This is a genomic window from Shewanella sp. 125m-1, assembly GCF_052977065.1.
Window position 1 is genome coordinate 1 of record NZ_JBRILT010000041.1, and the last position, 26,533, is coordinate 26,533.

Below are 26,533 nucleotides of genomic sequence, written 5' to 3' on the forward strand. Positions count from 1 at the left end.
TGGTAGTAATAACGGACTGTCTCCAATGAAGTTTGAAAAGCAGTATTATGAGAACTTAGAAAGTGTCTAGAAAACTAGGGGCTTACCAATCTGTAATCTGAATTACGGTTCGAGCGGGTAAATTAAAACAATTAATAACAGCTGATATATTCGCGAGATTATCTTCAGCACTTTCATTTTCAGGCCATACTGAAATCTCTAAATCTCGGAAATACTCCCCTGATAGCTTGCTGCAATCACAATGTACTGCGAGTAAACTTTTAATGTCTGGTTGTCTCAACGTAAAACGACTATTAAAAAAGCGACTTAGATAATTCCTAGCGTTAAAGCCTTCTCCATAGATAGCTTTTACTGCATGTTGAAGCTGTTCGGTATCTGTTCCAACAACAAAGACTACACCTGGAATGTCAAAAATGTGTTTGATGGTTTCAAGCATTTCAACAGCATAACTAGGTCGACACCTATCAAGTTCATCAACAAATACGAACGCAGGGAATGAACGCCTATTTTCATCCTCGTGCTTAGCATTATCTAACCCTATTAAAGCATCTACCCACTCTTGAACATGAACTTTCAAATTCTCTATCGATTTAGCTTTTGCATCATGTTCATCAATTAAGTGCTTTACTAACAGAGAAGCTGCTGGCCCCATATCGATAGGCTTGCCATCTTCATCTAGAACATCCTTTCCATTTTCATCTTTAAGAGTTTCACCAATATCATCTTCGTCTCCAACAGCATCCATAATTGCTAAATGATCTATACCTAAAAACTTCTTAGTCATTCCCCCCACAATTGCAGGAACAGCAGCTTTTAGTAAACCCATCGCCTTTCTCGGAGCTTTATAAATACTATCATCAGCATTCTTCCCAGCTTGTTCTCTTAGCTGGCTAATCATCGATGAGATAACAGTCATTAAAGGGTCGTCAGAGTAATCTTGCTTCCATGCATCAATATATACAACCGGATGATGCGGTTTTAGCTCCTCAGCTAATCGCTTAAGAAAATAGGTCTTACCCGCCCCCCATTCAGCATTCAAATTAAGAACATAGTTATGACGCTTACCACTTTGAGAGTCGTAGCCTTGAGAAACTAGAAACTTTGCTATGAACTCAGCGTATTTCTTTCTATTTAACCTATCTGCCGGCAAAACCTCCGAAGGTTGAGATCCATTTTCAATAGCAAGCTCTTCAGACCAGTCAAAACCACTATCTAACTTCATAATTTCTCTTAAATTGAATGCTTAAGTAGGCAAACAGTATCTTACCCAACTAGATTTTAAGCAAATAAAAACAATCTCTTGAATAAAGTCTGATTCTAAATCTAGATATAATAAAAATTCTATTAAGCGTACCCCAAAACTTACTGGATACACCCATTCCCCATCGGAGTTGCCGAAGTACGTAGATAAAAATGCCGTGGAACCATCATGGATGATGGTTCAGGCTCGGGGGGACATGGATGTCCCATCTGAGCCGTTAGGCGATTTTTATTGGAGTATGAGGATCAACAACTTCGTCGGGGCGGCTGGGGAGATGCAAGAGGGGGTAGCTGTTGACCCCTTCTTGCCCGTGTGTGAGCTGGAAGCTCACGACTTTGGTCAGGCGCAGCCTGATGCATTACCAATGTGGGGCGAAGCGCCACGACGTTTATCAAGCGCAGCTTGATTGCTTAAGGGTCAGGCGCAGCCTGATAAGTGGCAAGGCCACGACTTTAGTTGTTAGACGAAATCTAACTATAGAGTTCAGACGTAGTCTGATAAATAAAGTCGTTAGACGAAGTCTAACCATCAACCAAAATTCAAAGCAAAAAAAAGCATCCCGCTGGGATGCTTTTTTGTTTTACTGCCTAACATGAATGCTGATTTGTTAGGCTTATCAAAGTTACCCGTGGGTAACTCAATGCGTATCCGATAGTATTCGCAAGACTCGGATTGAAAAGTAGTTCGGTCGAAGCTTCTAATAACAATGCCTCAGCTCTGTCGAATCCGGCTCAGCCAGCGGAGCTAGCTAATGTCGAACTCCCAGTCGATTGAGTCCTCGTTATATCAATGAACTCTCCGACCTAAACCGCTGAGTTCAAATTAGCAATAAAACGTGACGCGTGTCAAACTTTTATTCATATAAGTTTAAATACTGTTCAACTGCGGTTTTTAAATAGTTAACTCTATTGATTGGTTCTAGAACAACCAACAGAAGAATAATTCACCATAAAGGATACAGATACCTGGTCATTGTGGCCTCAGAGTTTTTACACTGAAGCTAACTGTTCTAATGATGTGACCAATTACCTCATAGATCACTTTCAGCATCGTATGCAGCTAATTGCCTACAGCAAGTGTATATGCAGAGGGTAAGGGGTTCATTTGCGTGAAACTAACGCAGACTTTAAATCTAAAGCATGCGAACCTTTGGCCTCATAGCCATTTGAAGGTATGAAGCCAATTCCGACATCTGTGGTTCCAATGGCCTGCAGCCAGCGTATGTGCAGAAGTTAAGGGTTTCCTTTGCGGGAAACTTGCTCAAGCTTTAAATCTACAGCGTTAAACCTTTAGACTCTTCATCACTTGAATCTTCAAACCAACTTCTGGCATTTGCGGTTCCAATAGCTTGCAGCACGGGCATGTGCAGACACTGCTGAAACACGCTCTGCGCCATCCCTGGCCGCTCTGCGGTTTCATCCCTGAAACCGAAGGCTTCAGCCGTATCTGCACGAGGTTAGAAAGGCATAATCATTTCACTACTGAGCCATTAATATGAAAACACAGAATTAAAACCCGCTCACTTTGTGTCAGAAAACATCCATCCCCCATCGAAGTTGCCGAAGTTATTGAAGAACTCTTGTAAACAGAAAGTCGTGTGAGCGAGGCAGGATGCCGAGATCGCCTTAGGTGAGCCATGGACGGCGAATATGAGGCTATAGCGATTTTCGAAAATAACTGAGGCCCGTATCAAATGCATGTAACTTCGTAGGGGCGTCATGGTGGATGCAAGGGCGAAGTCCATAACTATGGACTCTCTGAGCGAGAACCACGGACGGCGAACTGGCTTTTGAACAAGGATGTTCTTGATAAGGACGAGCAGTCCTCCTTGCCCGAGTGTGGGATGGCATCCCACGACTTTTATCAAACGAAGTTTGATTGATGTAGTTGTTAGACGAAGTCTAACTCAAAGCTCAGGCATCGCCTGATGCCAAAAATCAGAATTAACTTACTCGAATTCCACCTGAGTAAAAGCAACCAACTGTTGGTACAACCACCTAAGTGCAGGATCATTCATACTCTGCTTATGCCACACCAAACTATACGCCACTTCACCATAATCAAGTGGCATCGCCTTGGTCACCAAACCTTTTGCTTGCAACGCTATTTCAGCCCAGCGCCTCGAGCAGGTAAACAGCAACTCACTGTGATGACACAGTAACGCTGCACTACCAAAATCTGAAACCGAAATCGGTACCGCACGATTGCGTGCTTGCTGCGCTAACTGCATCTCAAAAAATGGGGTATTTAAATCAGTATCGCTAATACCAATATGGCTATAACTTAAGTAATCATCGATAGTGATCTGCGTTTGAGTCGCCAGCGGATGCTCAGGATTCATCAGGCATACCATCTCGTCATTGATCAAGGTTTCCCATACCAGTTCATGCTGGGAGATCGGCGGCTGACTTCTATCGTGAGGCAACACGATAAAGTCTAAACTGCCTTTAACTAAACCATCAAAACCCACGCTGTCTTTGGCAAAAATATCTAAACGAATATTGGGCGCCTGCGTCAGCACATGGGCGGTTAACTTGGCGGCTAATAATTCAAAGGTGCTTTCACGCATCGCCAGTGAAAATCGGCCTTTATATTCAGCAGGATTAAAGGCTTCTTGGGTCATCAGCTGATTCATATCATTGATGATTTGATGCACGCTAGGCCCCAGCCTTCTCGCTAATGGCGTGGCCACCAGCTTATTGCCGTGACGGTAAAACAGCTCGTCGTCGAGACTGAGCCTTAACTGGCTTAAGGTCTTACTCACCGATGACGGGCTTAGACATAAACGCTCAGCACTGGCGGTCACGCTCAAGGTGTCGAGCATCACATGCAGGGTGATCAAGTGCTTCATGCTGATCCGAGAAAGTTTAGCGAGATCCATATGTCTGCCTAAATAAACCGTGTATTCGTAAAGCGGAATATAGACCTAAAACAGCGGTTGGCATATTGCTAAACCACATAATCACGACCTATCTCACGCAACATGTTGCCATCACCGCTGCGAGATTTTCCGCATCGAGGTTTTTGCCGTATAATCTCGGCTCACCAATTTTTAGGCAGGCCAGCATGTTTCATATCGCGCTTTACGAACCCGAAATCGCCCCAAATACCGGTAATATTATCCGCTTAATCGCCAATAACGGCTGCCAGCTGCACCTGATTGAGCCATTAGGCTTCGATCTAGAAGATAAAAAACTGCGCCGTGCGGGTTTAGATTATGCTGATTTGGCTAATGTGACTCACCATAAAAACTTCGAGGCGTTCCTTGAGGCTATGGATGGTAAGCGCATTATGGCGTGTACCACTAAGGGCAGTCGTCCACACTCTGAGCTGACCTTTAAGCAAGATGACGTGTTGTTATTTGGCCCTGAAAGCCGCGGTCTACCCGCTGATATTATCGACTCGATCCCTACCGAGCAGCGCCTGCGCATTCCTATGATGTCGACCAGCCGTAGCTTGAACCTGTCGAATGCCGTAGCCATTATCAGCTATGAAGCTTGGCGTCAGTTAGATTACGCAGGTATGTAACCAGACTCGTATTCGAGCATAAATGTTGCAGACAACTGTTCCTGACACAAGCCCAAAAGCTATCCGTCCATGGGCTTTTGCCATAACTGTTCCAGACAGCAAAAAGCCGCGATTACCGCGGCTTTTTGCTGTGTTCCGTTATGTATTTACGCCCTTAAGGAAGCTTAGCCACCAAAGCCCACTTGAGTCATGTCTACTTGCTTTACCTTGCCATACTCTTTGGCAATCGGCGCTATCTTGGCTGCATTGCCGATGATGACAAACTGTAGATTCTTCTTCGGGAAGTAAGTGTCGATTAAGCGCTTTGATTCTTCTAGCGTTAATCCATCCACCTTGGCCTGAAACTCATTGATAAAGGTATCATCAAAACCATACAGGTACATATCCGTCATTAGCCCGGCAAGTTGAGCACTGGTCTCATACTTAGGCGGAAACTGACCTTTAACATAAGCTTTGGCAGAGTCTAAGGTCGCTTGATCTAGCCCTTGCTCCCATAACCTTGCATAGGTTTTTAAGGCTAAGTCGATGGTTTCTTTGGTGGTCGCCGTTTTGGTAAAGGTGCTGATCCTAAATGTGCCTGACGCCGAGTAAGGGATAAAACCAGAACGTGCGCCATAAGTCAGGCCCGCATTGACCCTTAGCTCGTCATTAAGCCATGAGGTAAAGCGGCCACCCAAGATGGTATTGATCACGGTAAGCCCAACAAAGTCAGGATTATCACGACGAATACCCATACCACCAATTAAGAAGGTCGTTTCAATCGCATCAGGCTTATCCACCAGTAGTACTGCGCTTGCATCAAACTTAGGTAAACCCTTGGTAAGATTGATTAAGGTGACAGGCTCAGCGTCTTGCCAATTGGCAAACAGCTTCTCTAGCTTGGCTTGCATCTGTGCAGGCTCAAAATCACCGACGACACTAATGGCCGTATTCGACGGTTGATAGTAACTCTTATGAAAAGCACGCAACTGCGGGATCGTTAGCTCGGCCAACGAATCACTGTTACCTGATGTAGCATTGCCGTAGGGATGCTCACCAAAAACAAGTTTATCGAAGTAGCGACTGATCACTGCACGCGGGCTCTCTTTCGATTGCGATAAGCCAGCAATTTCTCGCTGACGTAACTTATCAAACTCTGTGGTATCAAAGTCTGGCACAAGCAACATATCTTTAATTAGCGGCAGCATCTTATCTGCATCTTTTGCCATAAAGTTAGCACTGATATAGCTGCCCTCTTTACCTGCGCCGCTGCTTAAACTGGCACCTAAAAAATCAACCTCCTGTTCTATCTCCAGCTTACTTTTACCGCCTGCACCTAACATTAAACCTGCGGCGGTCATTTCGGCCACACCAGAGGTGGTGTCGTTAACCGCACCCGCACGGACGATGGCATCGATAGTGATAAGCGGCACTTCACGCTGCGGCATCATATACACGGTTAAGCCATTAGACAGAGTAACGTGTTGATATGCAGGTACGCTAAAGCTCCCCGTGTCGACTGTCTTTGCCGGATCCGTGGCAACACAGCCAGTTAGCGCGAGCGCCCCCGCAACAGCCACCACTGTGAGTAGTTTTTTAGATTGCAGTAAGGCCGAGGCACTTAAGCTTAAATTACACTTTTTCATTGGTCAGCCTCCTCGGTTGCAGCCAGTACGGCAACAGTGCGGTTTGCACGTTTAAGATAAGTTTGCGCGACACGTTGAATATCTTCTGGTGTCACCTTGTTATAAGCCTCTGGCGCATTAAATAGCTTATCAAAACTACCAAAGAACAGCTCGTAGGTCCCTATGGTGTTGGCCTTGCCGTTAATCGTTTCCATGGCGCGATAAAAGCCCATTAGCTTGATGTTTTTTACTTTCTCAAGCTCTTCTGCCGTAACACCATCACGGGCTACACGATTGATCTCGCTGATCATCGCATCTTCTAACTCTGGAGCCGTCACCCCAGGGTTAGCCACCCCCATCACGTAAAACAGGTTCGGGTCGAATGACATCGGCATATAAGTATCAACTTCTATGGCAACTTGCTTATCGACTAAGCCTTGATACATGCGTGAACTGTTGCCTGTGGTCAAGATAGACGACAGTAGATCCAGTGCGTAATAGTCAGCATTTGAGGTCGCAGGAATATGGTAGCCTAGCATCACATTTGGGGTGCTCACCGAGGCTTTTTGCACAAACACACGGCGCTCACCTTTTTGCAGAGGCTCAACCGTTTTCACCGCTCTTGGTGGCGCTTGTGCAGCAATGGGCGCAAAGTATTTATCGGCTAGCTTTTTAACCTCGCTAAGCTTCACGTCGCCCGCTATCACCACCACTGCGTTATTCGGTGCGTAATAGGTTTTGTGGTATTGAGTCAGGTCTTCTAACGTCCAAGCGGCAATATCGGATTCGTGACCGATAACCGACCAGCTATAAGGGTGCGCCCTAAATGCTGCGCCTTTAAGCTCTTCTTGCAACACCCGCCAGTTAGAGTTTTCAAGCCCAGTTAACCGCTCTGAAGCGACAACTCCACGCTCACTTTCCACCATCTGCTCGTTGATATCGAGATTTTCGATACGGTCGGCTTCTAGATCAAAAATAGTCTCTAGCGCATTAGCGGGGAACCAGTCGGTGTATACGGTGAGATTCTCTGTGGTGTAAGCGTTATTTGCGCCACCCGCGGCTTCCATGGTGCGGTCAAACATCTTAGGGCCATATTTTTTAGAGCCATTAAACATCATGTGTTCGAAGAAGTGTGAGATCCCTGTGATCCCCGGCACTTCATTACGTGAGCCGACTTTCCAAAATAGGTACATGTTGGCATTGGGTATCGAGCTATCTTCCAATACCATGATCTTCATGCCGTTACCCAAAGTAAAACTCTGAATATCTTTGGCCTCTGTGGCTTGAGCCATCGGCATTGCCATTAGCAATCCTAGGCTCAAAAACAATGCCTTGGTATAGCGCTTCATTATCCGCTCCTTGTTTGAGCACCTTTGCCATACTTAACCTTTTCCAGTCAGCGTATGACGAAAATTTGTGTTTTTCCGACTATTATTCTTTTTCATCGCGATGTTTCGCTATGAAAGCAGCGTCCATCAAAAAGCAAATTGTGATGAAAATCAAATTAACTGCGGCAAATATTTGTAACTCAAGGTAAACCAGACGCAACGCCGGTGTGTTCTCGTTGTTGAAAACGACTCTTTTATGTTAGCTTCAAGCTCTGCTTAATCGACGGGTAGGTTGCTTTATGCCATCAGAAAAGGACTTCAATACATTAGACACGATCAACTGCGGCACTGGGGTGCACCTGCAGTTACTCACACCAACACAAACAATTCGCTTGCGTAGCCGCTTAATCGGAATAGATCCCGGTCGTTCGGTTATCTTAGCCTTAGGCAATGACAAAGCTTGGCAAGCTGCAAGTGCCTATATCAGAGAGCGACAGAGTGTGATCCTTCGGGTCGTCAGTAGCGACGAGCAAGATGCCAAGATCTTGGCCTTTAGAAGTACTATTCAACAAGTTGTTAGCTCTGTAGGTCGCTGGCTAATAGTCACCTATCCCAAAGAGTTGCAAACGGTTGCCTTGAGGCAGCATTCTCGCGTGCCTATCAATGTCAAAGCCAGTCTTATTGCACTCGATTGTGCTGATGTTATTTCAAGCGGTTATTTAAAAGATATCTCAATTAAAGGCGGGGCATTTGTAGGTAAAGCCAGAAGCGATTTTATTGTGGATAGCCAATTTAGGCTCGAAGTTGAGCTTGATGATGAGCTAAAAACCATTCCTGTAACCCTGAAGAATCAGCAAGAGTTAGAGCCACAAACAGGCTTAGCACAATATGGTTTTGCCCTAGATTCAGAGGCTGAAGCGACACTAGAGTTAGTGCAAAAGGTAATACTGCATCACTTAAACAGCTAAATAGATATGGCTGGCACCGAATAACCGCACTGATAGCTTCAGCTAAGGTTAATGAGATCACCAGCCACGTTATTTATTCAAATCACTGAGCAACAAAAATCTGCTCGATGCTATGCAGTAGTTTTGGCGATTTAAGCTCGGTTTCGCCCGTCATTAAGAATGAAAAGTTCTCTGCAATGATCTCTTCTGGATGGATAATATAGTTGGTATTACGGCCAATTTGCTTAAAGAAGCCCTTTAGCTCAGACACTTTTACAATTTGTGCATTGGCCGGATCATAAGCTGCGGTATTTGGCTGCTCATCACTGCCGACAATCACAAAGTTAAACTCTAAATAATCAAAAAACTCACCGCCTTTCTCTAGGCTATATTGCTTATCAGCCGAGTACAGAATAGGCACAGCCCAAACCAGCTTATCGTCATAGCGAACTCTAATGGCAAAGTCGTTGATGGGTGCATCGGGATTGGTGATTTTTTGCTTGGCAAGCGCCGTAGGAAAACTAATCTCGCCGACAGGGTAAAAGCCAATCGCTTGATAAAGCTGCTGTTTCATTTGGGGATTAAAACGAGAAAATATATGCAGTAACTCATGGGCAACTAACCCAGGCAGGCCTTGTTCATTTGTCAGCTGCTTTTGCTGCAAAATAATGGCTTGGCCTCGGGTATAAGCCGCGCCGCCCTCTTCTAAGCCGGTGGTTTTAATAAACTCTATGGGTGTTGGCAGTGACACTTTTAATGCCGCTAGTTGAGGCTGGATCTGGGCAAATGCTTGCTTCACAGCAGTACGCTCTTGCTCACTCCAATCTAAGGTCTGTCCTGCAACAAAAGCCAGATACTCAGCTTTACTCGGACTGTCTGCACGCTTCATGCGTGAGGCCATATCAAATTGACTAATACCACGAACAAAGTCATCTTCTTGGGTTAATACGTTAGCGGCATCGGCTTTGTTTAAAAACGTAATCGAGTCACTCGACGCAGCCTGTGCAGCGCTCGATAGCGAAGCACTAAAGCAGATACACGCCCAATAGATAAGTGCCGAAATTGTTACTTTCATACTGCTCATTCCTTTGTTCATATTAACAATAAGGCCCTATAGAAGAGCCTTTGCAGATGGGGTGTTTATTTTTACACAGCGACTATTTTTACACAGCGACTATAGCAAGTTGTTGCCAGCTTGAGGACAGGGCTTTACGCACCTGCCGTTAATCTTTAGTAAAAAGCACTACATCATTACCCATGACTTCGAGTGTCCAGCCGTACTGCTTGGCTATCCATTCAAAGGTCGCGGTTGAGTAAAATCTTATATGAGTCGGGTCGCCTTTATAATGCCAGTTGCGAAAAGCGTCGAGATCGCCTGCCCGCTTAGTCATAATCACCAATAGGCCGCCAGATTTTAGCAGGCTATCGAGTGTCGCTAATAAGGACTTTGCATCCGCTACATGCTCAATCACCTCTGTGATTGTGACAAAATCATATTGCTGCTGCAGCTTTTGAGGGTCGTTGCAATAATAGAGATCGTAATTATCAACCTTGATGCCTTTTTCTGCCGCCATCACGCTAATTGTGGGACCGGGGCCGCAGCCAAAATCTAGCCCCTGCGCATCTTGAGTGACTCGCGCTAAAATAGGATCCAGTGCCCTTGATAAAAATTTACGGTAACCAAGATCATCAGGATTATTCTGATGTTGATCATAAACGGCTTTTTCATCAACACTATTAAGCAAGAAGCGATCTGGAACGCTGACCAGTAAGCAATGATTGCAGCGCTGATATTCTCTCAGCTTATCTTGATGGAAAGCCTGTAAATCAGGCTGCTGGCACAAGGGACAAATACTCACTGGATATTCCTAACTCTATTTATTTTGGTAATAAGGCTTATTCAAAAGGCTTGGGGATTTTGCGATCTTTACTGGCCGCTTCTCGCGCTTCACGCAAGTATTTTTCTTCACGCGATTCACGCTGCTTAAATTGTGTTTGTGCTTTTTCTCTTTGCTCGCTTTCCCAATCACCAGACTCTTGCCTTTCAAGCACTTTGCTTTCGCGCTCTTGCCTTTGCTTGGCGGCATCACGCGCTTTTTGCAGTTGCTCATGCTCAACGCGTTGCTTGGTTTTTTCTGCTTGTAGCGATAAAGAATGGGCCCGCTCAGCGGTCGCTTCTGGGTCCGCCGCGGCTAAATCTAAACTCATTCCCATAAAACCAAGAAAAACGAAGAGCTGACTCGTTAATGCTATTTTCTGAATGGCCACTTTTATTCCTTTTATAAGAAGCACTTCTCTAAATGCATATTCTACCCATTTCCTCGGTGCTCGCATCGTCTTTTATTTTGTCTTGGCCACTATTTATCTCAAGCAATTGAATTAAAGTGCTTAAATTAAAACCGTTGTATTACAGCAAACCGTCACTGCGATGGTTCGCAACGATTTTAATCGGTACTGACAGCTTAACTTATCGATTTCAAAACTATTTTTGTTATAAATGTTCTCTAGATTCAATTTTGTTACATCTTAATTGTACAAAGCGTCAAATAAAGGTATTTTTGACGCCAATCGAATAAAGCTATACTAAATTGCTGGCTTTATCATCAATTCCTGTGTTGTTCTAGCACTGAATAGAGTCATACCAAAAGGGAAGAGTGTATGAGTGTGTCAATGTGGTCTAAGCTATATTCGCGTGTATCTTTTACCGTCCCCGGATTATCAGATCAGCTCAAGCTTTGGCAAAACGAGTCTGAGCCCACTGCATTGGCTATTATTCAAGGTTCTCGCTTTTTGGCAGCTAATGCTGCAACGCTCAACTATTTTGAGAGCCAAGAGCATAACTTTCTTCATGCAACACCGTTTGATTTTTCCCCTAGGATCCAATCATCAGGCAGAAGCAGCGTCGAATATGGCCAGCAAATGCTCAAAAGAGCCGCTAAAGGCGAAGTTGTATCGATGAGCTGGCTACACATGAGCCAGCAAGGCAAAGACTTACCCACAGTTGTGACTATCTATCCTGCTGAACTTGATGAAAAACAAGTGATGATTATTTCGTTTAAGCCTATGAATAGGCGTAAGCGCACTAGAGAGACCATCAGCAACGGCTTTGAAACCTTGCCCAAAGAATTGATGTCCATCACCTTAGAAGACAGCGCTGAAGCAGTTTATATCACCGACGAGAGCAAACGTATCTTGGCGGTAAATAAAGCGATGTGCCGTATTTGTGGTTTCAGTGCTGAACATCTACTCACAAAAACCCCCGCCGACCTGCATCTTGAAGTGCAGCTCGATACGCACACATCCAGCACACAATTAAACGATCGTGGTAGCTGGCAAGGTGAAGTTTGGAAATGCCGCTCTGATGGCTCTACTTTTCCTGCATGGCAGAGCTGTCGACGGATTTATGCCGATGGACAGGTCTTCTATGTCAATCTATTTAGTGATATCAGTGACAAAAAAGCCCTCGAAGCTAAACTCACTCAACAAGCCATGTATGACAAACTGACCGGGCTACCCAACCGTTTTCATCTGATTAAGCTCCTCAATAAAGCCATTAGTCATATCAAGCATAAGCCTGACATGATTGGCGCCTTAATGTTCTTAGATCTAAATGGTTTTAAAAATGTTAACGACAGTTTTGGCCATTCAACGGGTGATAAAGTCTTACAGCTTGTAGCAGCAAGATTAGAAGCATGCTGTATTGAGAATGCTGAAATTGCGCGTCTTGGTGGCGATGAATTTACTTTAATACTGCCTGAGTGCGCTAGCAGACAAGAGATTGAAGCATTTTCAGAGTTAGTACTCTCACTGTTTGAAGCACCGTTCGAGGTCGATAGTCAAAAGTTTTATCTGGGAACCAGTATCGGGATCTCGCTTTTTCCGCAACAAAGCGATGAAGCGAATCAGCTACTGAGCATGGCTGATACCGCAATGTACTCAGCTAAAAATAGCCCTAATCATATTCGCTTTTATAACGCTACGATTCGAGAGGCTGCTGAGAAAAAGCTCCACATTTTAAATGATCTGCGCCATGCACAAGGTTTAAGGCAATTTAGTTTAGTCTATCAAGGTATTGTCGAGCTTGAGTCTAGCGAGTTAGTGAGTGTCGAAACCCTGCTTCGCTGGCAACGAAGTAATGGTGAAATCCTTGAAGCTCACGACTTTGTTCCTCTATTAGAAGAGACGGGCTCAATGGTCAACGTGGGGCAATGGGTATTGGAGCAAGCCTGCTTACAGATGGTAAAATGGCGTAAAGAGCTCAACCCAATATTAAAAATTAGCGTCAACATTTCAGCCTCACAGCTTGAGCATCCCGATTTCATCTCCATGCTTGAAAGAGTATTAGCACGAACACAGTTACCTGCTAATGCCTTAATTATAGAGATCACCGAAAGCGCGCTTATCCGCCGACCGACGCTCATTACAAAAGTGCTGACCCAATTAAAAGCGATGAGCATCAGCATTGCCATTGATGACTTCGGTGCAGGCTTATCTTCATTGAGCCATTTAAGCACCTTGCCAATTGACACCCTAAAAATTGACTCTGAGTTTGTCCAAAATCTACACTGCGAGCAGGGAGTTAACCTCTGTAAAGCCGTCATCCAGTTAGCTCAGACCTTGAAGATCAGCTTTATTGTTGAAGGGATAGAAACCAGACAGCAAAGAGATTTGCTTTTAACCATAGGGAATGGGATGGGCCAAGGCTACTATTTTGGCAAACCGACAACCTGCGAACGCTTTTCTTTAGAAACATTGAAGTCAATTACGCGAGAAGATTCGCTCCCCCAAGCATGTGGAGGGTAGCTACGCCAGCACTCTGAATGTAATTACTCAGTGTCGCTCCCTGCAAAAGCTGTTGCCAGCGTAGCCACTATCATCACCATAAGATGATAGGCATATTAAACCCTATTACCGCTAAAATTAGCGTGATATCGACAGGTTTTTTTCAAGGAATAAACGATGTGAATCACAAAAGCTCACATCGATGAACGGACTCATCGACACACCCCATACCTGCAAATCAATAAAGATTCTTAGCGATATCTGGCTCTTACTTCTGCTGGCATAGACGCTAGCCTCTGCTCAACCATCGCGCTTAAGGCATGAGTTAACGGCGTAACATCTTGCTGCTGATCGATCGCCTTGAGCATCATGGCCGCCGCTTCTAATGTTGACAAACTATCACTGCGACTGGCTTTGCGTATTGTGTAATTTGACGCGGAATCTAGATCCAAATGCAGCGCAGGATAAGCCTGCAGCCAAGGGTTTAACTGCAGTAACTTATACGCCTTACGCCAGGTACCATCTAAAAAAAGCAGTATTACCTCTGTCTCAACCTGAGTCTCGTTTGCCGATACACTATTGTCTGACGGATACACTAAATAAATAGGCTTATTCGACTGCGCTAATTGCTCACGCACCCCTGCAAAATCATCGGGGTTTTCACCCACTACAACTTGCGTGTTTGTAATGACAAGCTCTAGCAAGCGCACACTATTTTTGGCATGGCCGACTTCACTCGGGTCTTGCAAAATAATCAGTTCAGGTTTGACCTGCATGGTTTGAATACTGGCACACAAACACGCATTTAATGGATAGTGGCAGTTAGGACAAGTTGGACGAGACACAAAACCTCTAAGTATTTGTTTGGAGTAGCCTGCAAATTGTAGCTGAGTGAGGTGACAAATAATATGACTATGGAATACACCAAATATCATCAAATAAAAAAAGCCTGCAGAGATGGTTAGTCTATGCAGGCTAAGGGTGTTTCAGGGTGAAACAAAGTTAACTGTTACTATTAGTTATCAGCCGCTCTCGGCAGACAAGCCTAATAAGCGTGTTGCTCTTGATGCCAGTGATCTAACTTTGGCATCGCCATCATAGCGAGTAGCACGATGGCACCAGAGCCCATCAGCATTGCTACTGCATAAGGGGCTGGCAGACTCGTTTGCTGCACTAACGCCGTAAGTAGTGAAGCGCCACTCATCTGAATAAAGCCAAGCATTGCCGTTGCAGTGCCCGCTCTTTCACCAAAGGCTGATAGCGCCATGCTGGTTGCAGGGCCAAGTAACAGTGCAAAGCCAATACATAGCAGCATCATAGGTAGCATATAGCTATACGCCGCCATCATGCCTGTTTGCGGCCCAACGAGCTGCACTATGACCTGAGTTACCGCAGATACTAGCATTAGCGCTAATGCGATAATCACTGTAGAGCGGTTACCTAATTTTTTCATCACTAACGGCGCTGCAAAACAAGCCACGATATTCACTGCTGCATTTAAACCAAACAGGCCACTGAAGGCTAATTCAGACACTCCAAGGTGACCAATCAACCAGACTGGCGCATAAGACACATAACTAAGAATCGCAGCCATACCTGCCATACAAGCGATAGCATAAAACACAAAATGTGGCTCGGTTATCACCGGCTTATAGCGTGCCCAGCGATATAACGGCCCATCACTCACGGTATTTTGTGGGCGAGTCTCAGGTAAGCGATAGGTCACTAACGCAAGAATAACCAGGCCATATAGCGCCATAAAAATGAAGTTAGAGCGCCAGCCAAATTGCAGCGCTAACATGCCGCCAAGTGTCGGTGCTAATGCAGGAATAATACAGATCATGCCATTCAAATAGCTGTAGTATCGCGCGCCTTCTTTTGGTGAAAAGCAGTCCCTTACGGCACTAAATACCACTATTGAAGTTGAACACGCGGCTAAGCCCTGCATCACTCTGGCTATTTGAAGCCAATGAAACTCCACAGCGATAGCGGCTAATACACTGCTAATCATGTAAAAAATGATACCGCCAATCGCAATGGGGCGACGACCATAACGGTCTGCTAACGGCCCGATTAATAGCTGGCCTGTGCCCATAGCAAATAAGAAAAGCACTAGCGTCGATTGGATCTCGCTCGCTGACACAGAAAACTCTGCCGCCATTGCAGGCATAGATGGGAGGTAAATATCGATAGCCAACGGGCTTAAAATCACCATTGGCAATAAAATAGGTAACAAACTACGACGCATGATCTTTCTCAGAATTAGGAAAACAGCGCTATAGTAATCAAACTAAGGTATGAACAGAAATGATATTATTTCCATTATGAATTTCCATTGAGGAATATCTTTGAAACTTGAAAACCTCGCACGTATCGATCTAAACCTATTGGTTATCTTACAAGTGCTATTAGAAGAACAAAGTGTCACCCGTGCGGCCAACCGTTTGCATGTCAGCCAGTCAGCGTTAAGCAAGAGTTTACACCGGTTAAGAGAAACCCTAGGTGACCCGCTTTTTCTGCGCACAGCTCATGGACTTAAGCCAACGGCTCATGCCGTGCAGTTAGGAAAAATGCTGCCGCAATGCTTACAAGGGCTGCACCAATTAACCTTGCCGCCCAGTTTTACGCCACATAACAGCACGCGCCAGTTTTCATTTGCCATGGTTGAGAGCGCCTATGAAACATTGATCCCCTACTTTATTGGTACGCTGCTCAATCGAGCGCCCAACCTTAAACTCAATAGCTTTGTATGGACAGAAAACTCGATTCAAGCTATTCAGCAAGGACAGATAGACTTTGGTATTTCAGGGCGGGAACTGCATCCACAGGCTGCCTTTCAAGTCGATAGATTACCCGAGGGCATAGCGCACCAGACCTTATTTACCGACCATCAAGTCTGCTTAGTCCGCCAAGACCACCCCATTCTCTCAACAATAGCGGCTGGTCACTGGGATCTTGATATTTATCTTGAGATGTCACATGTTCAAGTACGTTGTGAAGGCAATGACTGGTGGGCACTCGATTACCATCTAGCTGATTTAGGCCATCATCGTCGCCTAAGCACCACCGTGCCTGATTTTTATGGGGCCGCGAGCGTATGTGCCCATAGCGATCTGATTTTTACCTTACCCGCGAGCTTCGCTAAACATGCTAAGAAGCTTTATTCACTCGTTGAGTTACCTCTACCCTTTGAGTTTATTCCTCTCGCCTATGTATTACTTTGGCATGAACGTAATGCTGACGAACCGGGACACAAGTGGGTAAAAGAGATTATTTGCGAAAGCGTAGCGAATGCACTTTCTAGCCATAATATCCCTAAATAGCCTGCGCAGAGTTGGGGGATGAATGCCACATATTAAGATGAAGCTTTATTAACGTGATCTTAGTTTAAATATTCGGCAATATAATATTTAACAGTTAGCCTTAGAGATCACGAACAAAAGACTAAAGCCATTCAGTCTTCATTCATCTTCTTCGTGTAAGCTAACATTAAGACATTTGGGAGAACATATGATTTATAGCCAATTTCAACACAATCCGATGCTGAATCGATTTTCTGGTACTCGTGGTTGGTTAGCATTCGTTATCGGCTTAGCGTTTATGACGTTAACGTTGGTTGCATTGCCATTTTTATTACTATTTGGCGCCATTACTTTTGTCGTACTCAGTCTATTTGGCCGAGTATTCCTAAAGCGTCAGCTAGCTCGCTTTCAAAAGCAGCAAGCGAATCAAGAGTTTCACAGCCAAAGTGAAGAGTTCCAGGAGACTATTTTCAAAGAGACCTCCTCAACTCCACGTCAGGGTCGTACTTTTGAACACAACCCAAATGAACCAGTTTAACTCAGCTCTAACTCAAGCTTAGCGCAGGTTTAACTGGGCTCGAGTTAACTGGCCTCGCAGGCTAAACGAGCATACCTGATGCATTAAGAGGTCTTGATAACAGGGCCTCAAAGTGTGTCCATTTATCAGCTTTAGTCTCAGCTCTAGCCTCTACCCAAGCAGCAACAGCATCTTCGCCCACGCTGTAGTTAATCACATACGAACGATTACGATCAAAGAACTGCACTCGTTGTTTAGCACGAGAACGCGGATATAGCGCGCCATCGATTAGCATCTTTTCAGCCGTTTCAGCATCAACCTGTTTGTCGGTTAAACACTGACTGACATAGTTTTCGTAGTAGCCAAGTTTCTTTATCAGCTTTAATACCTTATGGAATAAAGCCAGATCCCCCTCTAGCCCTGCCAGCGGCATTAGCACATCACGCTCAAAGGCCAATACTTCGTCGTCAGACATGATCAAACTCAACGCATAGTTTGCACTGCCCTCAGAAAGGTAAGAGATTGGGCTATATAACGGATAAATGGCATATTCTAGCCATTGTTTAGCCTTCACTAACTTCTGCTCTTGCAAGACATTAAATACATGATGCCCAGGATAGCCTTCATGGGACGCCAACTCTAAGTAGCGCTCAATACCTAATGGTTGGTCTTGATTTAACTGGATTAAACTGTGGGAGTCACCCTTATACCAGTTATACGCCGTCCACACTTTGTCGTTCACATATTCAATTTCAAAGCTTTCGTTGTCAGGCAAGTTCATGTGCTTGCTGGTGAGTTGCCTAGCAATATCAACCGAGGCCGTAAACACCTGTGCCGCTTTGTCTTTTGGAACAATAAACTGAGACTTAAATTGATTATAACGCTCGGTCAGGCAGCCATCTCCCGGTAGTAGAGCTTCTATGTCAGCCAGCACTTGTTGATGCTCTAGCAGTGAATAGGGACTTAAATGGCAATCATATAAAGCAACCGCTTCTTCATTAAAGCTCAGTTGCTTGCCTTGTAAGAAATTAAGATACGCACCGACAGAATGCCACTGCGTCTTTAAGAATTGATAACGCTCAACAAGCTCATCAGCGCTTACCTGTAGTGCCAGTGTTGCTAATAACTCAGAACCGAATTGATGCTGACTTTGAAGCTCTGCTAACGGTTGCCAATAGGTCTCTTTCTGCCACTCTTCTGGCCCGTAGTATGCGTCAACATAATAGCTATCATGTTGACCTACAGCTAACACCAGCTTGATATAGCGCTCTGCAAACTGATTCAGCGTAGCTTGTTGTGCATCAAATGATAAGGTTGCAGCACTGTCTTGTTCAGTATCAAAGTTTGGCAAAAGAACTCCTAGCGGGTAAGCGGATAATCAAGATTACAACCCAAGTATACATTATACAATTGTAACAGTCGATTAAGCAGTTTGACTAACTAGTCAACGAGGATAACAGACAATAGATAGGGCAAGCTCAGAGGATTAAAGAGTTACAGGCTAACAGGAGCTAAGTATAGCAGGGTACTGAACATGAAAAGAACTCACCCAGCAGCCCAATCGAAGTCAATCTTTGGTGCTAACCCATGCATTGATAATTATATTTTATCACTGATAATGCATAGTTATTCTGAGGTTGATTCAAGTTTAGCTGCGGAGTTAATCGCGAATAGCGACTGAATGGGGACAAGAAAGTACAACATAGACTAGACGAACAATGCTACGGGCTCGAGTCATTACTCAGCCAACTCTGTAGGCTCTGACAATAGTTCTGCCGCTTTGTGTAATGACACACGCTCTTCTTTTGAATCGCTCACCGCTAATACCGCATCGACTTGGTGTGATAATGATCCCCATAAAGGCAAGATCACATCTAGCTCTTCCTGATTCGCTCGCTCCCGTGCCATTTTGAGTAAGGCGGCGGCAGACACCACGTCAATGTGCCCCAAAATACCATCGGCAAGGGCGATACTCAGCTCTATCATGGCTGGGACACTGTGGCCGTATTTAATCACTTCACGTAAGTAAGATTCTGCCTGGGAGAGATCTTGTCCTAATGCATTATCATCATGCAACATGGTTTGTGCGCGTGACAGCATAGCGTCAACCTGCCCTTGCTCTGCAGCCTCCGCCATCCAATAGGCACTCTTTACGCTGTCTTGCTCACAGCCTTCACCGCGAGCTAGCATCAAGGCTAAATGAAATTGTGCATGAGGAAAACCGGCCTGTGCCGCCCGATTAATATACTTATAAGCCGTGGTTAAATTATTTTGCTGGTAATACAGTACCCCAAGATTGGCCATCGCTTCTGATTGCTCAAGCTTAGCAGCCTGACTTAGAAATTTTTCGGCCAGATTTAGGTCGACACTAAATTGCTCGCTCCCCACCAGATAGAAATAACCTAGCAGTGCCATCGCATTGGCAATTCCTGCATCTGCAGCTTTAGCAATCGCTCGCTCACCAGCGGCTACGTCAGTCTCTCCACTGTAGCCATGGATTAAAGACACGCCGTGCTCATACAAGGCATTTAACTCTTTTTCCGAGGCTTGGGCGAACCAATAGCTGGCTTGTTTCAGTGAAGCTGTTGAGCGATCTTCCACCGCCTCCTGACCACTATCGTGCAGTGCCAACTCTTGCTCACGCTGCATCAATGCCCGCGTTTTTAGCGACATACCCACTAAATACTGAGACTCGGGATCTCGCTCCATTACCGCACGATAACAAAGATCTCGTCCCGCCAATGAATCAAACTCTTCGAAGTAGTAGTCGGGTTTATCTTGTTTCGTCACGCTCACAAACAGCGATTCAACCAAAGATAAAAGGTGCTTGATCGAACGTTCACTTAGTTGCTGTAACTGATCTGGAGTCAGGTGATATTTTTCAGGGTGGGCGCCACGGTTACCATCGCTTCTAAGCTTATGCAGTGCGCGTGTGGTTTTAACATCTATGAGTCGGCGTTGATTTAACTGCTCGATACGATCATACAGATTAGGGCTTTCAAAGTGCACTGTCTTGGGTTCAGCAAGCAAGCTGGTGAGCTTATGACTGAAGCTACGCACATGCAGTAAAGCCTGGGTAGGAACATCTTTTACATAGCTTTTAGCCTTGCGATAATCCTCGCCTAATTCCGCAGAAAACAGATTCACGAATTCAATATCGTTCAACAAGACGTATACCCCTAACCACAACCGAAAAATATCGCTGCTTAAGCGAGTCGCAATTTTAAACTAACACGCTAACCCGGCAGCACTTTACTCGAAAGCAAAATACTGCAAGGCTCAATACAATACTGATTTAATCAGTGCAGCTGTCGTTTTCTTGAATGTTGCCAGGCGTTTCAGGAGTCGGACGCGACACCATATACAAACGGAACAGGGCAACGTTCACAAATAGGCCAAAGAAGGCCACAATCACTTCGCCAATAAGCTGTACAGGAAGGCCACCTAGCTCAGTGATTTGTGCCAATATGCCACCAAATAGCGACAATGGAATGTATAGCAATAGCACGACAATTGTTTTAAGTACGATTGGACCACTAAAACTAAAGCTGCGCTTAATCGCTTCCATTGGTGTCAGTCTTTCAACCACAACCATGAAGTTAACGAATGCCAGGCGAGCAAACAGATAAAGCGATACAAAGATACCGATAATCATCAAGTTGACATTAATCGCAGCCAAAATCATCACTGGCGCGGCAACGGCAAGACCCGAGAACACTCCCGCTAACAATAGCGGTGGAACAAAGTTCAAACCCGTCTTTAAGATCATGCCATTACTTGGGCTGTGACCTTGAGAACGGATCTCTAAAAATAACGTTAAAGCGGCGATCAGGAACGAAAACACCAGCAACAGCACCATCATGGCGACCATGTGGCTAGTGCCAAATTGTGGGTTTTCAAGATCGGCAGAACTAATCTCTAAACTTAGCCATAGTTGTATACCAACTTGTATAAATAAAATTGGTACAAACAAAAATGCTAACTGACTAATATTGTTTCGAAAAAAGTTAAAAGCTTGAGTCAAAATTGCTGACAATGGCATAGGGTTTTCCAAAAGATAAAATTCAATAACACGAGTTAACGCTAAGGATACCCAAGTTTATAAATTAATGCACAATTGAAATCACTAATTACACCACTCAAACTGAATATGTGATTCGTATTCGTTGGTGTCGACAAACAAAAAAATGCAAACAAATTGTTAAAACCGCTAGAATAGACAGAATATAAACAACTAAGGACAGCCCAAATGAAATTAACAACTGCAAGTTTGCTTGCCATTACCGCCCTACTGAGCACTCCAGCCAGTGCTGGAATTTTGGACCAATTAGGCCAAGCAACTGAAACCGCTAAAGCACCGAGCGAGCAAGCCGAGTCAAGTGACTTAGTCGGTAGTGTGATGTCACAACTGGGTCTGAGTCAGACCCAAGCTGAGGGTGGATTAGGCAGCTTGCTTTCACTGGCGAAAAGCTCTTTAGGTAGCAATGACTTTAGCTCAATAGCTGATTCGATCCCAGGGATCGATGGGCTGTTAAGTGCAGCTCCTGAGCTAAACAGTGACTCAGGCATGTCTGGTTTATTATCAAAAGCCGGTGGCTTAGGTGAGTCTCTTCAAGGGGGTGCCATGGTGTATGACGCCTTTGAAAAGCTAGGGATTTCAAAAGAGTTAGCAGCGCCTATGGTCGATATTGTAAAAGGATACTTAGACACCAACGGTAGCGCTGGCACAGCAGATCTACTGATGAAAGGCCTTAACTCTATCTTATAAACGCCTTTCTCCTTCTCAGTTATCGGCGTATAACTGAGAGGGAACTCTCGATGAAAATAGTGCTCTAAATATCATTATAATCACATTCCCTCTTCAGCTTTAGGAGTTAATATGCTTGCAAAACTCAAACATTTCTTTGCTAATCCACACGTCAAACTATCTGATGAAGAGCTCGCCGAACATTTAAATCTAGCAGCTGCAAGCCTACTTTTAGAAGTGGTAATGGCTGATGAGAGTGTGTCTGAGCAAGAAAATAAACTCCTGCCAGAGCTGTTAACCACCACTTTAAATCTCAGCATTAACGATGTAGAAACCTTGATTAGTGATGCAAAAAAATCACAAGAGAAATCCACCTCTTTGTATGAGTTTACTCAAGCGATTAATGACAATTTCGATGTAGAACAAAAACAGCAGCTGATCTTAGCAATGTGGCAGCTTGCCTATGCTGATGGTCATTTATGTCGCTATGAAGACCAAATTATTCGCCGCACTGCTGAGCTTCTATATCTGCGCCATAGCGAACTGATCCAGATGCGAAATATCGCCATGGAACAACTCGGAAAGCCCTCTTAGACTTAGCAGGTTTTAGAATGAAGGTTCATTCTAAAACCGCATTAATCTTATTAGATGATTATGTACCAGTTAACCAGCGGAGAACCGTCTAAATGAGTTACCCTCCGCCAACAACATCAAGTTAAAATACCTATACTTTAGTGAGTTAACTTGGTTTCCATCCTCTTATCATTACGCAGCCTGAGCTAGCTTTTGCTGGTCATATAATTCTTGAGCAAGCGTGAGCTTTTCAGTTAACAGCGTCGATAACGCCTTAGAAAAATCATTTTCATGGGAATGGTGATACTGCAAATAGTAGGTATAACTTTCACGGTCACGGCTAGGAAACAGCACCTGATTATAAAAATCCGTTGCATCGATATAATCGATATCATTCCGGTTATTAAAGTACAGATGAGAGAAGATGGAGGCTGTCCAACACACATCATCACACTTAGTAAGATGATTGAGCGCCATCGCTAAACTCGTCGTTTTAAAACTCACTTTAAGGTCTAAGTCATGTTCTTTTGTATAACTTTCAAACCAATGATCAACTAAGCCCACTTTAGAGTAGTTAATAAAAACCAGCTTATTTTCGAGTAGATGCTTCAGCGTCAACTCTTTCTCAAATAATGAGTGCCCCTTCTTTGCAGCCAGAAAGTAATACTTAACGTCTCCAACCTTGACGTTCTGTACTACATCAGACGCTTTAGCGTTTACCGTAATTGCGAAATCGACTTTTCCCTGAGCCAATAACTCTTGCACATTATCGCTCCAAGGTTGAATGCTCACCGACATATCTAGCCCTTGGCGCTGACAAACTTCAGTAATCGATTCAACCAAGAATCCAGATAAATGCTCTTGAGCTGCGATCACTAATTGATTTTTAGCAGGGCGTTGAGCAGTCGCATCAGCCATCTGTTCATAGGCCTGAACAATAGATTTGGCGATAGGATATATTCTATCCGCCATTACATTAGGCTCAACACCATATTGGCGCCTAACAAACAATTCATCACGGATCACCTCTCGCATATTACTTAAAGCGCGGCTCACCTTTGGTTGTGTCGTACTAAGTTTCTGGGCAACAACCGAACCATTTTTAAACTCAACTAAGCCAACAAACACCTTGAGAGTAAAATAGTCTAACTTCGAAAGTTCCTTACGCATCAAATCCTTGCCTAAAAAAACATTTTATTAATTATTGTATACAATACTATAACACTGAAAAGTATACGATTTTGCTACCCCAATCACATCTATACCTAATTGTAGGTGTAAAAATATAAAGACTGACTCTCTCTATTAATCCCTGACAAAATGCTCGCTAAAGAAAACTCTAGAGTGATCATACTCCTTTAGCCTAAAGCAAGTTAAACTAAGGCTATCAATGAGATGGTAAATACCTATGCAAACTGAACACACAGCTGAACTGAACCTGCTTTGGGGAACGTTAATCTTAGAAGAACTGGCCCGCCTTGGTGTAAAACACGTCTGTATGGCGCCAGGTTCCCGTTCCACCCCATTAACTCTAGCGGCGGCAAAACAGTCGAAGCTCAGCCAACATATTCACTTTGATGAAAGAGGCCTAGGCTTCATGGCGCTGGGCTTAGCTAAAGCAAGCCAAGCGCCTGTTGCGATTATTACCACGTCAGGGACAGCAGTCGCTAACCTTTACCCTGCAGTGATAGAAGCTTGGCTCACCCATGTGCCTTTAATCGTGTTATCTGGCGATAGACCGCCAGAGCTTATCGACTGCGGTGCTAACCAGGCCATTATTCAGCCCGCTATTTTCGCGCAATATGCTAAACAGCTAAATTTGCCAACACCCGACATGAATATCGCGCCACAAGCGCTACTGAGCATGTTAGATGAAGCGGTGTGTAACCAATCACAACCCGTGCATATCAACTGTATGTATCGTGAACCTCTATATCCAAATGAACCTAGTGTCGATTTTTCTCGCTATCTAGCGCCAGTGACCCAGTGGCAGCAACAAACCACGCCTTACAGTCGGTTCGCTCCAATGAATACAAGCCAAATGCCGACATCTGATGCTCTTGCCCGTTTTGTTCATGGTAAAGGAGTCATTGTTGCCGCGACACTCGCACCCGAGCAACAACCTGAGCAGCTCATCGCACTTGCACAAAAACTGGGCTGGCCCATTGTCACCGATGCACAGTCGCAACTGAGACAGCATGGCGGCGCAATCGGTAATATCGATCAACTGCTGCACCAGCCAAAATCAAAGGCACTGTTAGCTCAGGCTGAAAAAGTCATTGTGTTTGGCGGTCGTATTCTGTCCAAACGCCTCATTAGCTATCTCAATGACCAAGACTGGAAAGATTATTGGCAAGTACTGCCGCAGCAACAACGGCTTGACCCCAGTAATAAATCTAAGCAGGTTTGGATTGCCCCAGCCCATCAATTTGCCGCGCTCGCCTGGCCAAGATCGTCACAAGCAAATTGGGCACTAAACTTAGTTCAATTTAACGATGAGTTAGAAACCCTGTATCAGCAGCAGATTGATCATGCCGAGTTTGGTGAAGCGCAAACCATTCGAGCGATTGCCAAGATGCAAACCAATGAGCAGCAACTGTTTATCGGTAACAGTCTTCCCGTGCGCCTGTATGACATGTTCGCACCTATCACCACCGGCAGCGCAACGGTTTTCACTAACCGCGGCGCATCAGGCATTGATGGCTTATTAGCTACCGCTTGCGGTGTCGCTATTGCCGAGGCCAAACCAACGACACTCATCATTGGCGATATCTCTGCGCTACATGATCTTAATTCGCTGGCAATAGCCCGCAGTGTCACCAGCCCGTTGGTGATCGTCATTCTCAACAACGATGGCGGTAATATCTTTAATTTATTGCCTGTGCCCAATGAGCAGCTCAGAAGCGACTACTATCGTTTATCTCACGGACTTGAATTTGGTTTCGGCGCTGCCATGTTCGGCCTAGCCTACAATCAAGTCGACTCGTTAACCGACTTTATAGAGTCCTACGAGTACGCTATGACCTACTCTGGCCCCTCTGTCATAGAAGTCACAGTGGCCCAGAACCAAGCCAGCGAGCAGATAGCGCAACTAGCCAATTGGGTAAAGCAAAGCTAATGCTGAGCTATCGCTGCGCAGGTCAAATAGGCTCGCCAGCCGTGGTATTCCTGCACGGCTTTTTAGGCAGCAAAGAAGACTGGAATGAGGTTGTAGCGCAGTTACAAGATGACTTTTTTTGTATTGCTCTCGACCTGCCCGGCCATGGTGATAATAACCTTGAGGCTTGTCAGGCAAACCCATTCCTCTTGCCCACGCCGGGGTTTAACCGCTGCGCAGAGCTTATTCAAACGACCTTATCGACGCTTAGCATTAGCCAATACCATTTAGTGGGCTACTCTCTTGGCGGGCGTATCGCATTGTATATCGCAAACCTGTACCCTCAGCAATTACTGAGCTTGGTTTTGGAGTCTTGTCATCCCGGTTTAAAACAAGAAAGTGATAAACTTGCTCGTAAAGAGAGTGATTCAGCATGGGCATTAAAACTGGCAAACCTGCCCATTAAACGCTTTTTAGGCCTATGGTATCAGCAAGCTGTATTTAGTGATTTAACCGACGTTGAACGCGTCCACTTAATCGACAAGAGGGCGACCAATAAGCCACAACTGCTAGCCAATTGCTATCAAGCGACCTCGCTCGCCGAGCAAGGCGACCTTTGGGATACACCCAGTCGATTGAGCGTCGTTACACACTTTATAGCAGGCCATCAAGACAGTAAATTTATGGCGCTGGCCAAATGCTGGCAACAACAGCAAGCGCTAGAGTTACATGCTATTGAAGCCAGCGGCCACAATGTGCACTTAGCAGCGCCCATCCTCTTTGGTAAACTACTAAAACACGTTTTTACCTCGACCTCTAACTCGACTTCTAACTAAAGAGTGAGCAC

General features: G+C 44.8%; 23 protein-coding genes. 10 read left to right on the forward strand and 13 right to left on the reverse strand.

The features are described 5' to 3' along the window. Positions 1 to 82: 82 nt before the first annotated feature. On the reverse strand, positions 83 to 1,222 hold the full coding sequence (locus ACVBIK_RS15965) for a KAP family P-loop NTPase fold protein (RefSeq protein ID WP_447170068.1): 1,140 nt from the start codon (positions 1,220 to 1,222) through the stop codon (positions 83 to 85). A gap of 196 nt (positions 1,223 to 1,418) precedes the next feature. Here ACVBIK_RS15965 and ACVBIK_RS15970 point away from each other — a divergent pair, with 196 nt between their 5' ends. Then, entirely contained in the window at positions 1,419 to 1,667 is a 249-nt protein-coding gene (locus ACVBIK_RS15970) for a hypothetical protein (RefSeq protein WP_447170069.1), read from the forward strand. Positions 1,668 to 3,209: 1,542 nt separating this feature from the next. Here the strand turns inward: ACVBIK_RS15970 and ACVBIK_RS15975 are convergent. Further along, positions 3,210 to 4,142, reverse strand: a complete 933-nt coding sequence (locus tag ACVBIK_RS15975) for a LysR family transcriptional regulator (protein WP_447170070.1) — start codon at positions 4,140 to 4,142, stop codon at positions 3,210 to 3,212. 185 nt (positions 4,143 to 4,327) lie between these two features. Here ACVBIK_RS15975 and trmL point away from each other — a divergent pair, with 185 nt between their 5' ends. Beyond that, the gene (gene trmL / locus ACVBIK_RS15980; RefSeq protein WP_447158932.1) at positions 4,328 to 4,789 is read left to right on the forward strand and encodes a tRNA (uridine(34)/cytosine(34)/5-carboxymethylaminomethyluridine(34)-2'-O)-methyltransferase TrmL; all 462 of its coding nucleotides are present in this window, start codon (positions 4,328 to 4,330) and stop codon (positions 4,787 to 4,789) included. A 164-nt stretch (positions 4,790 to 4,953) separates the two neighbouring features. Here the strand turns inward: trmL and ACVBIK_RS15985 are convergent, their stop codons facing one another. Then, positions 4,954 to 6,414, reverse strand: a complete 1,461-nt coding sequence (locus ACVBIK_RS15985) for a M16 family metallopeptidase (protein WP_447170071.1) — start codon at positions 6,412 to 6,414, stop codon at positions 4,954 to 4,956. Further along, complete coding sequence (locus ACVBIK_RS15990; protein WP_447170072.1) at positions 6,411 to 7,742, reverse strand: M16 family metallopeptidase; 1,332 nt, start codon at positions 7,740 to 7,742, stop codon at positions 6,411 to 6,413. Before ACVBIK_RS15990 ends, ACVBIK_RS15985 begins: the two co-directional genes overlap by 4 nt. A 278-nt stretch (positions 7,743 to 8,020) precedes the next feature. Between ACVBIK_RS15990 and ACVBIK_RS15995 the strand changes: the two genes are divergently transcribed. Continuing rightward, complete coding sequence (locus ACVBIK_RS15995) at positions 8,021 to 8,689, forward strand: flagellar brake domain-containing protein (RefSeq protein ID WP_447158935.1); 669 nt, start codon at positions 8,021 to 8,023, stop codon at positions 8,687 to 8,689. Between the two features lie 82 nt (positions 8,690 to 8,771). On the opposite strand, the gene ACVBIK_RS16000 is transcribed toward ACVBIK_RS15995, so the two are convergent. The 3 genes from ACVBIK_RS16000 to ACVBIK_RS16010 form a co-directional block, all read right to left on the reverse strand. Next, complete coding sequence (locus tag ACVBIK_RS16000; RefSeq protein WP_447158936.1) at positions 8,772 to 9,743, reverse strand: hypothetical protein; 972 nt, start codon at positions 9,741 to 9,743, stop codon at positions 8,772 to 8,774. A gap of 148 nt (positions 9,744 to 9,891) precedes the next feature. Next, entirely contained in the window at positions 9,892 to 10,527 is a 636-nt protein-coding gene (locus ACVBIK_RS16005) for a class I SAM-dependent methyltransferase (RefSeq protein WP_447163512.1), read from the reverse strand. 37 nt (positions 10,528 to 10,564) lie between these two features. Further along, positions 10,565 to 10,882 carry a hypothetical protein gene (locus tag ACVBIK_RS16010; RefSeq protein WP_447159133.1) on the reverse strand — a complete coding sequence of 106 codons (318 nt, stop codon included), beginning with the start codon at positions 10,880 to 10,882 and terminating at the stop codon, positions 10,565 to 10,567. 450 nt (positions 10,883 to 11,332) lie between these two features. Here ACVBIK_RS16010 and ACVBIK_RS16015 point away from each other — a divergent pair, with 450 nt between their 5' ends. Then, entirely contained in the window at positions 11,333 to 13,471 is a 2,139-nt protein-coding gene (locus tag ACVBIK_RS16015) for a putative bifunctional diguanylate cyclase/phosphodiesterase (RefSeq protein WP_447170088.1), read from the forward strand. Positions 13,472 to 13,701: 230 nt separating this feature from the next. Here the strand turns inward: ACVBIK_RS16015 and ACVBIK_RS16020 are convergent, their stop codons facing one another. After that, a complete protein-coding gene (locus ACVBIK_RS16020; protein ID WP_447170073.1) occupies positions 13,702 to 14,295 on the reverse strand; it encodes a tRNA-uridine aminocarboxypropyltransferase in 594 nt (197 codons plus the stop codon). 200 nt (positions 14,296 to 14,495) lie between these two features. After that, positions 14,496 to 15,698 (reverse strand): multidrug effflux MFS transporter, encoded by a 1,203-nt coding sequence (locus ACVBIK_RS16025; protein WP_447158940.1) that lies wholly within the window; start codon positions 15,696 to 15,698, stop codon positions 14,496 to 14,498. A gap of 100 nt (positions 15,699 to 15,798) precedes the next feature. On the opposite strand from ACVBIK_RS16025, the gene ACVBIK_RS16030 reads away from it, so the two are divergent. Beyond that, positions 15,799 to 16,773: a LysR substrate-binding domain-containing protein gene (locus tag ACVBIK_RS16030; protein WP_447158941.1), complete on the forward strand. Its 975-nt coding sequence runs from the start codon at positions 15,799 to 15,801 to the stop codon at positions 16,771 to 16,773. A 187-nt stretch (positions 16,774 to 16,960) separates the two neighbouring features. Further along, entirely contained in the window at positions 16,961 to 17,290 is a 330-nt protein-coding gene (locus tag ACVBIK_RS16035; RefSeq protein ID WP_447170074.1) for a hypothetical protein, read from the forward strand. Positions 17,291 to 17,351: 61 nt separating this feature from the next. Here ACVBIK_RS16035 and ACVBIK_RS16040 read toward each other — a convergent pair whose 3' ends face one another. The 3 genes from ACVBIK_RS16040 to ACVBIK_RS16050 all read right to left on the reverse strand — a co-directional run bounded on the left by ACVBIK_RS16040 (position 17,352) and on the right by ACVBIK_RS16050 (position 21,311). Continuing rightward, on the reverse strand, positions 17,352 to 18,620 hold the full coding sequence (locus tag ACVBIK_RS16040; RefSeq protein WP_447170075.1) for a hypothetical protein: 1,269 nt from the start codon (positions 18,618 to 18,620) through the stop codon (positions 17,352 to 17,354). 386 nt (positions 18,621 to 19,006) lie between these two features. Then, positions 19,007 to 20,437, reverse strand: coding sequence for a DUF4145 domain-containing protein (locus tag ACVBIK_RS16045; protein WP_447170076.1), 1,431 nt, complete (start codon positions 20,435 to 20,437; stop codon positions 19,007 to 19,009). A 127-nt stretch (positions 20,438 to 20,564) separates the two neighbouring features. Next, positions 20,565 to 21,311 carry a hypothetical protein gene (locus ACVBIK_RS16050; protein ID WP_447170077.1) on the reverse strand — a complete coding sequence of 249 codons (747 nt, stop codon included), beginning with the start codon at positions 21,309 to 21,311 and terminating at the stop codon, positions 20,565 to 20,567. Positions 21,312 to 21,518: 207 nt separating this feature from the next. Between ACVBIK_RS16050 and ACVBIK_RS16055 the strand changes: the two genes are divergently transcribed. Continuing rightward, positions 21,519 to 22,037, forward strand: a complete 519-nt coding sequence (locus ACVBIK_RS16055) for a DUF2780 domain-containing protein (protein ID WP_447170078.1) — start codon at positions 21,519 to 21,521, stop codon at positions 22,035 to 22,037. A 111-nt stretch (positions 22,038 to 22,148) separates the two neighbouring features. Further along, positions 22,149 to 22,610 (forward strand): tellurite resistance TerB family protein, encoded by a 462-nt coding sequence (locus ACVBIK_RS16060; protein WP_447158947.1) that lies wholly within the window; start codon positions 22,149 to 22,151, stop codon positions 22,608 to 22,610. A 171-nt stretch (positions 22,611 to 22,781) separates the two neighbouring features. Here the strand turns inward: ACVBIK_RS16060 and ACVBIK_RS16065 are convergent, their stop codons facing one another. Then, the gene (locus ACVBIK_RS16065) at positions 22,782 to 23,759 is read right to left on the reverse strand and encodes a LysR family transcriptional regulator (RefSeq protein ID WP_447170079.1); all 978 of its coding nucleotides are present in this window, start codon (positions 23,757 to 23,759) and stop codon (positions 22,782 to 22,784) included. A 238-nt stretch (positions 23,760 to 23,997) separates the two neighbouring features. On the opposite strand from ACVBIK_RS16065, the gene menD reads away from it, so the two are divergent. Beyond that, on the forward strand, positions 23,998 to 25,707 hold the full coding sequence (menD, locus tag ACVBIK_RS16070) for a 2-succinyl-5-enolpyruvyl-6-hydroxy-3-cyclohexene-1-carboxylic-acid synthase (protein ID WP_447158949.1): 1,710 nt from the start codon (positions 23,998 to 24,000) through the stop codon (positions 25,705 to 25,707). Beyond that, positions 25,707 to 26,522: a 2-succinyl-6-hydroxy-2,4-cyclohexadiene-1-carboxylate synthase gene (gene menH / locus ACVBIK_RS16075; protein WP_447170080.1), complete on the forward strand. Its 816-nt coding sequence runs from the start codon at positions 25,707 to 25,709 to the stop codon at positions 26,520 to 26,522. Before menD ends, menH begins: the two co-directional genes overlap by 1 nt. The last annotated feature ends 11 nt before the right edge of the window (positions 26,523 to 26,533 follow it).

Excerpts from the sequence above, each read along its gene's own strand:
- trmL (WP_447158932.1), top strand. The coding sequence starts at position 4,328 with ATGTTTCATATCGCGCTTTACGAACCCGAAATCGCCCCAAATACCGGT.
- ACVBIK_RS16025 (WP_447158940.1), bottom strand. The coding sequence starts at position 15,698 with ATGCGTCGTAGTTTGTTACCTATTTTATTGCCAATGGTGATTTTAAGC.
- ACVBIK_RS15990 (WP_447170072.1), bottom strand. The coding sequence starts at position 7,742 with ATGAAGCGCTATACCAAGGCATTGTTTTTGAGCCTAGGATTGCTAATG.
- ACVBIK_RS16065 (WP_447170079.1), bottom strand. The coding sequence starts at position 23,759 with ATGCGTAAGGAACTTTCGAAGTTAGACTATTTTACTCTCAAGGTGTTT.
- ACVBIK_RS16050 (WP_447170077.1), bottom strand. The coding sequence starts at position 21,311 with ATGCCATTGTCAGCAATTTTGACTCAAGCTTTTAACTTTTTTCGAAAC.
- ACVBIK_RS16055 (WP_447170078.1), top strand. The coding sequence starts at position 21,519 with ATGAAATTAACAACTGCAAGTTTGCTTGCCATTACCGCCCTACTGAGC.
- menD (WP_447158949.1), top strand. The coding sequence starts at position 23,998 with ATGCAAACTGAACACACAGCTGAACTGAACCTGCTTTGGGGAACGTTA.
- menH (WP_447170080.1), top strand. The coding sequence starts at position 25,707 with ATGCTGAGCTATCGCTGCGCAGGTCAAATAGGCTCGCCAGCCGTGGTA.
- ACVBIK_RS16010 (WP_447159133.1), bottom strand. The coding sequence starts at position 10,882 with ATGGGAATGAGTTTAGATTTAGCCGCGGCGGACCCAGAAGCGACCGCT.
- ACVBIK_RS15965 (WP_447170068.1), bottom strand. The coding sequence starts at position 1,222 with ATGAAGTTAGATAGTGGTTTTGACTGGTCTGAAGAGCTTGCTATTGAA.
- ACVBIK_RS15975 (WP_447170070.1), bottom strand. The coding sequence starts at position 4,142 with ATGGATCTCGCTAAACTTTCTCGGATCAGCATGAAGCACTTGATCACC.
- ACVBIK_RS16000 (WP_447158936.1), bottom strand. The coding sequence starts at position 9,743 with ATGAAAGTAACAATTTCGGCACTTATCTATTGGGCGTGTATCTGCTTT.
- ACVBIK_RS15985 (WP_447170071.1), bottom strand. The coding sequence starts at position 6,414 with ATGAAAAAGTGTAATTTAAGCTTAAGTGCCTCGGCCTTACTGCAATCT.
- ACVBIK_RS16060 (WP_447158947.1), top strand. The coding sequence starts at position 22,149 with ATGCTTGCAAAACTCAAACATTTCTTTGCTAATCCACACGTCAAACTA.
- ACVBIK_RS16035 (WP_447170074.1), top strand. The coding sequence starts at position 16,961 with ATGATTTATAGCCAATTTCAACACAATCCGATGCTGAATCGATTTTCT.
- ACVBIK_RS15995 (WP_447158935.1), top strand. The coding sequence starts at position 8,021 with ATGCCATCAGAAAAGGACTTCAATACATTAGACACGATCAACTGCGGC.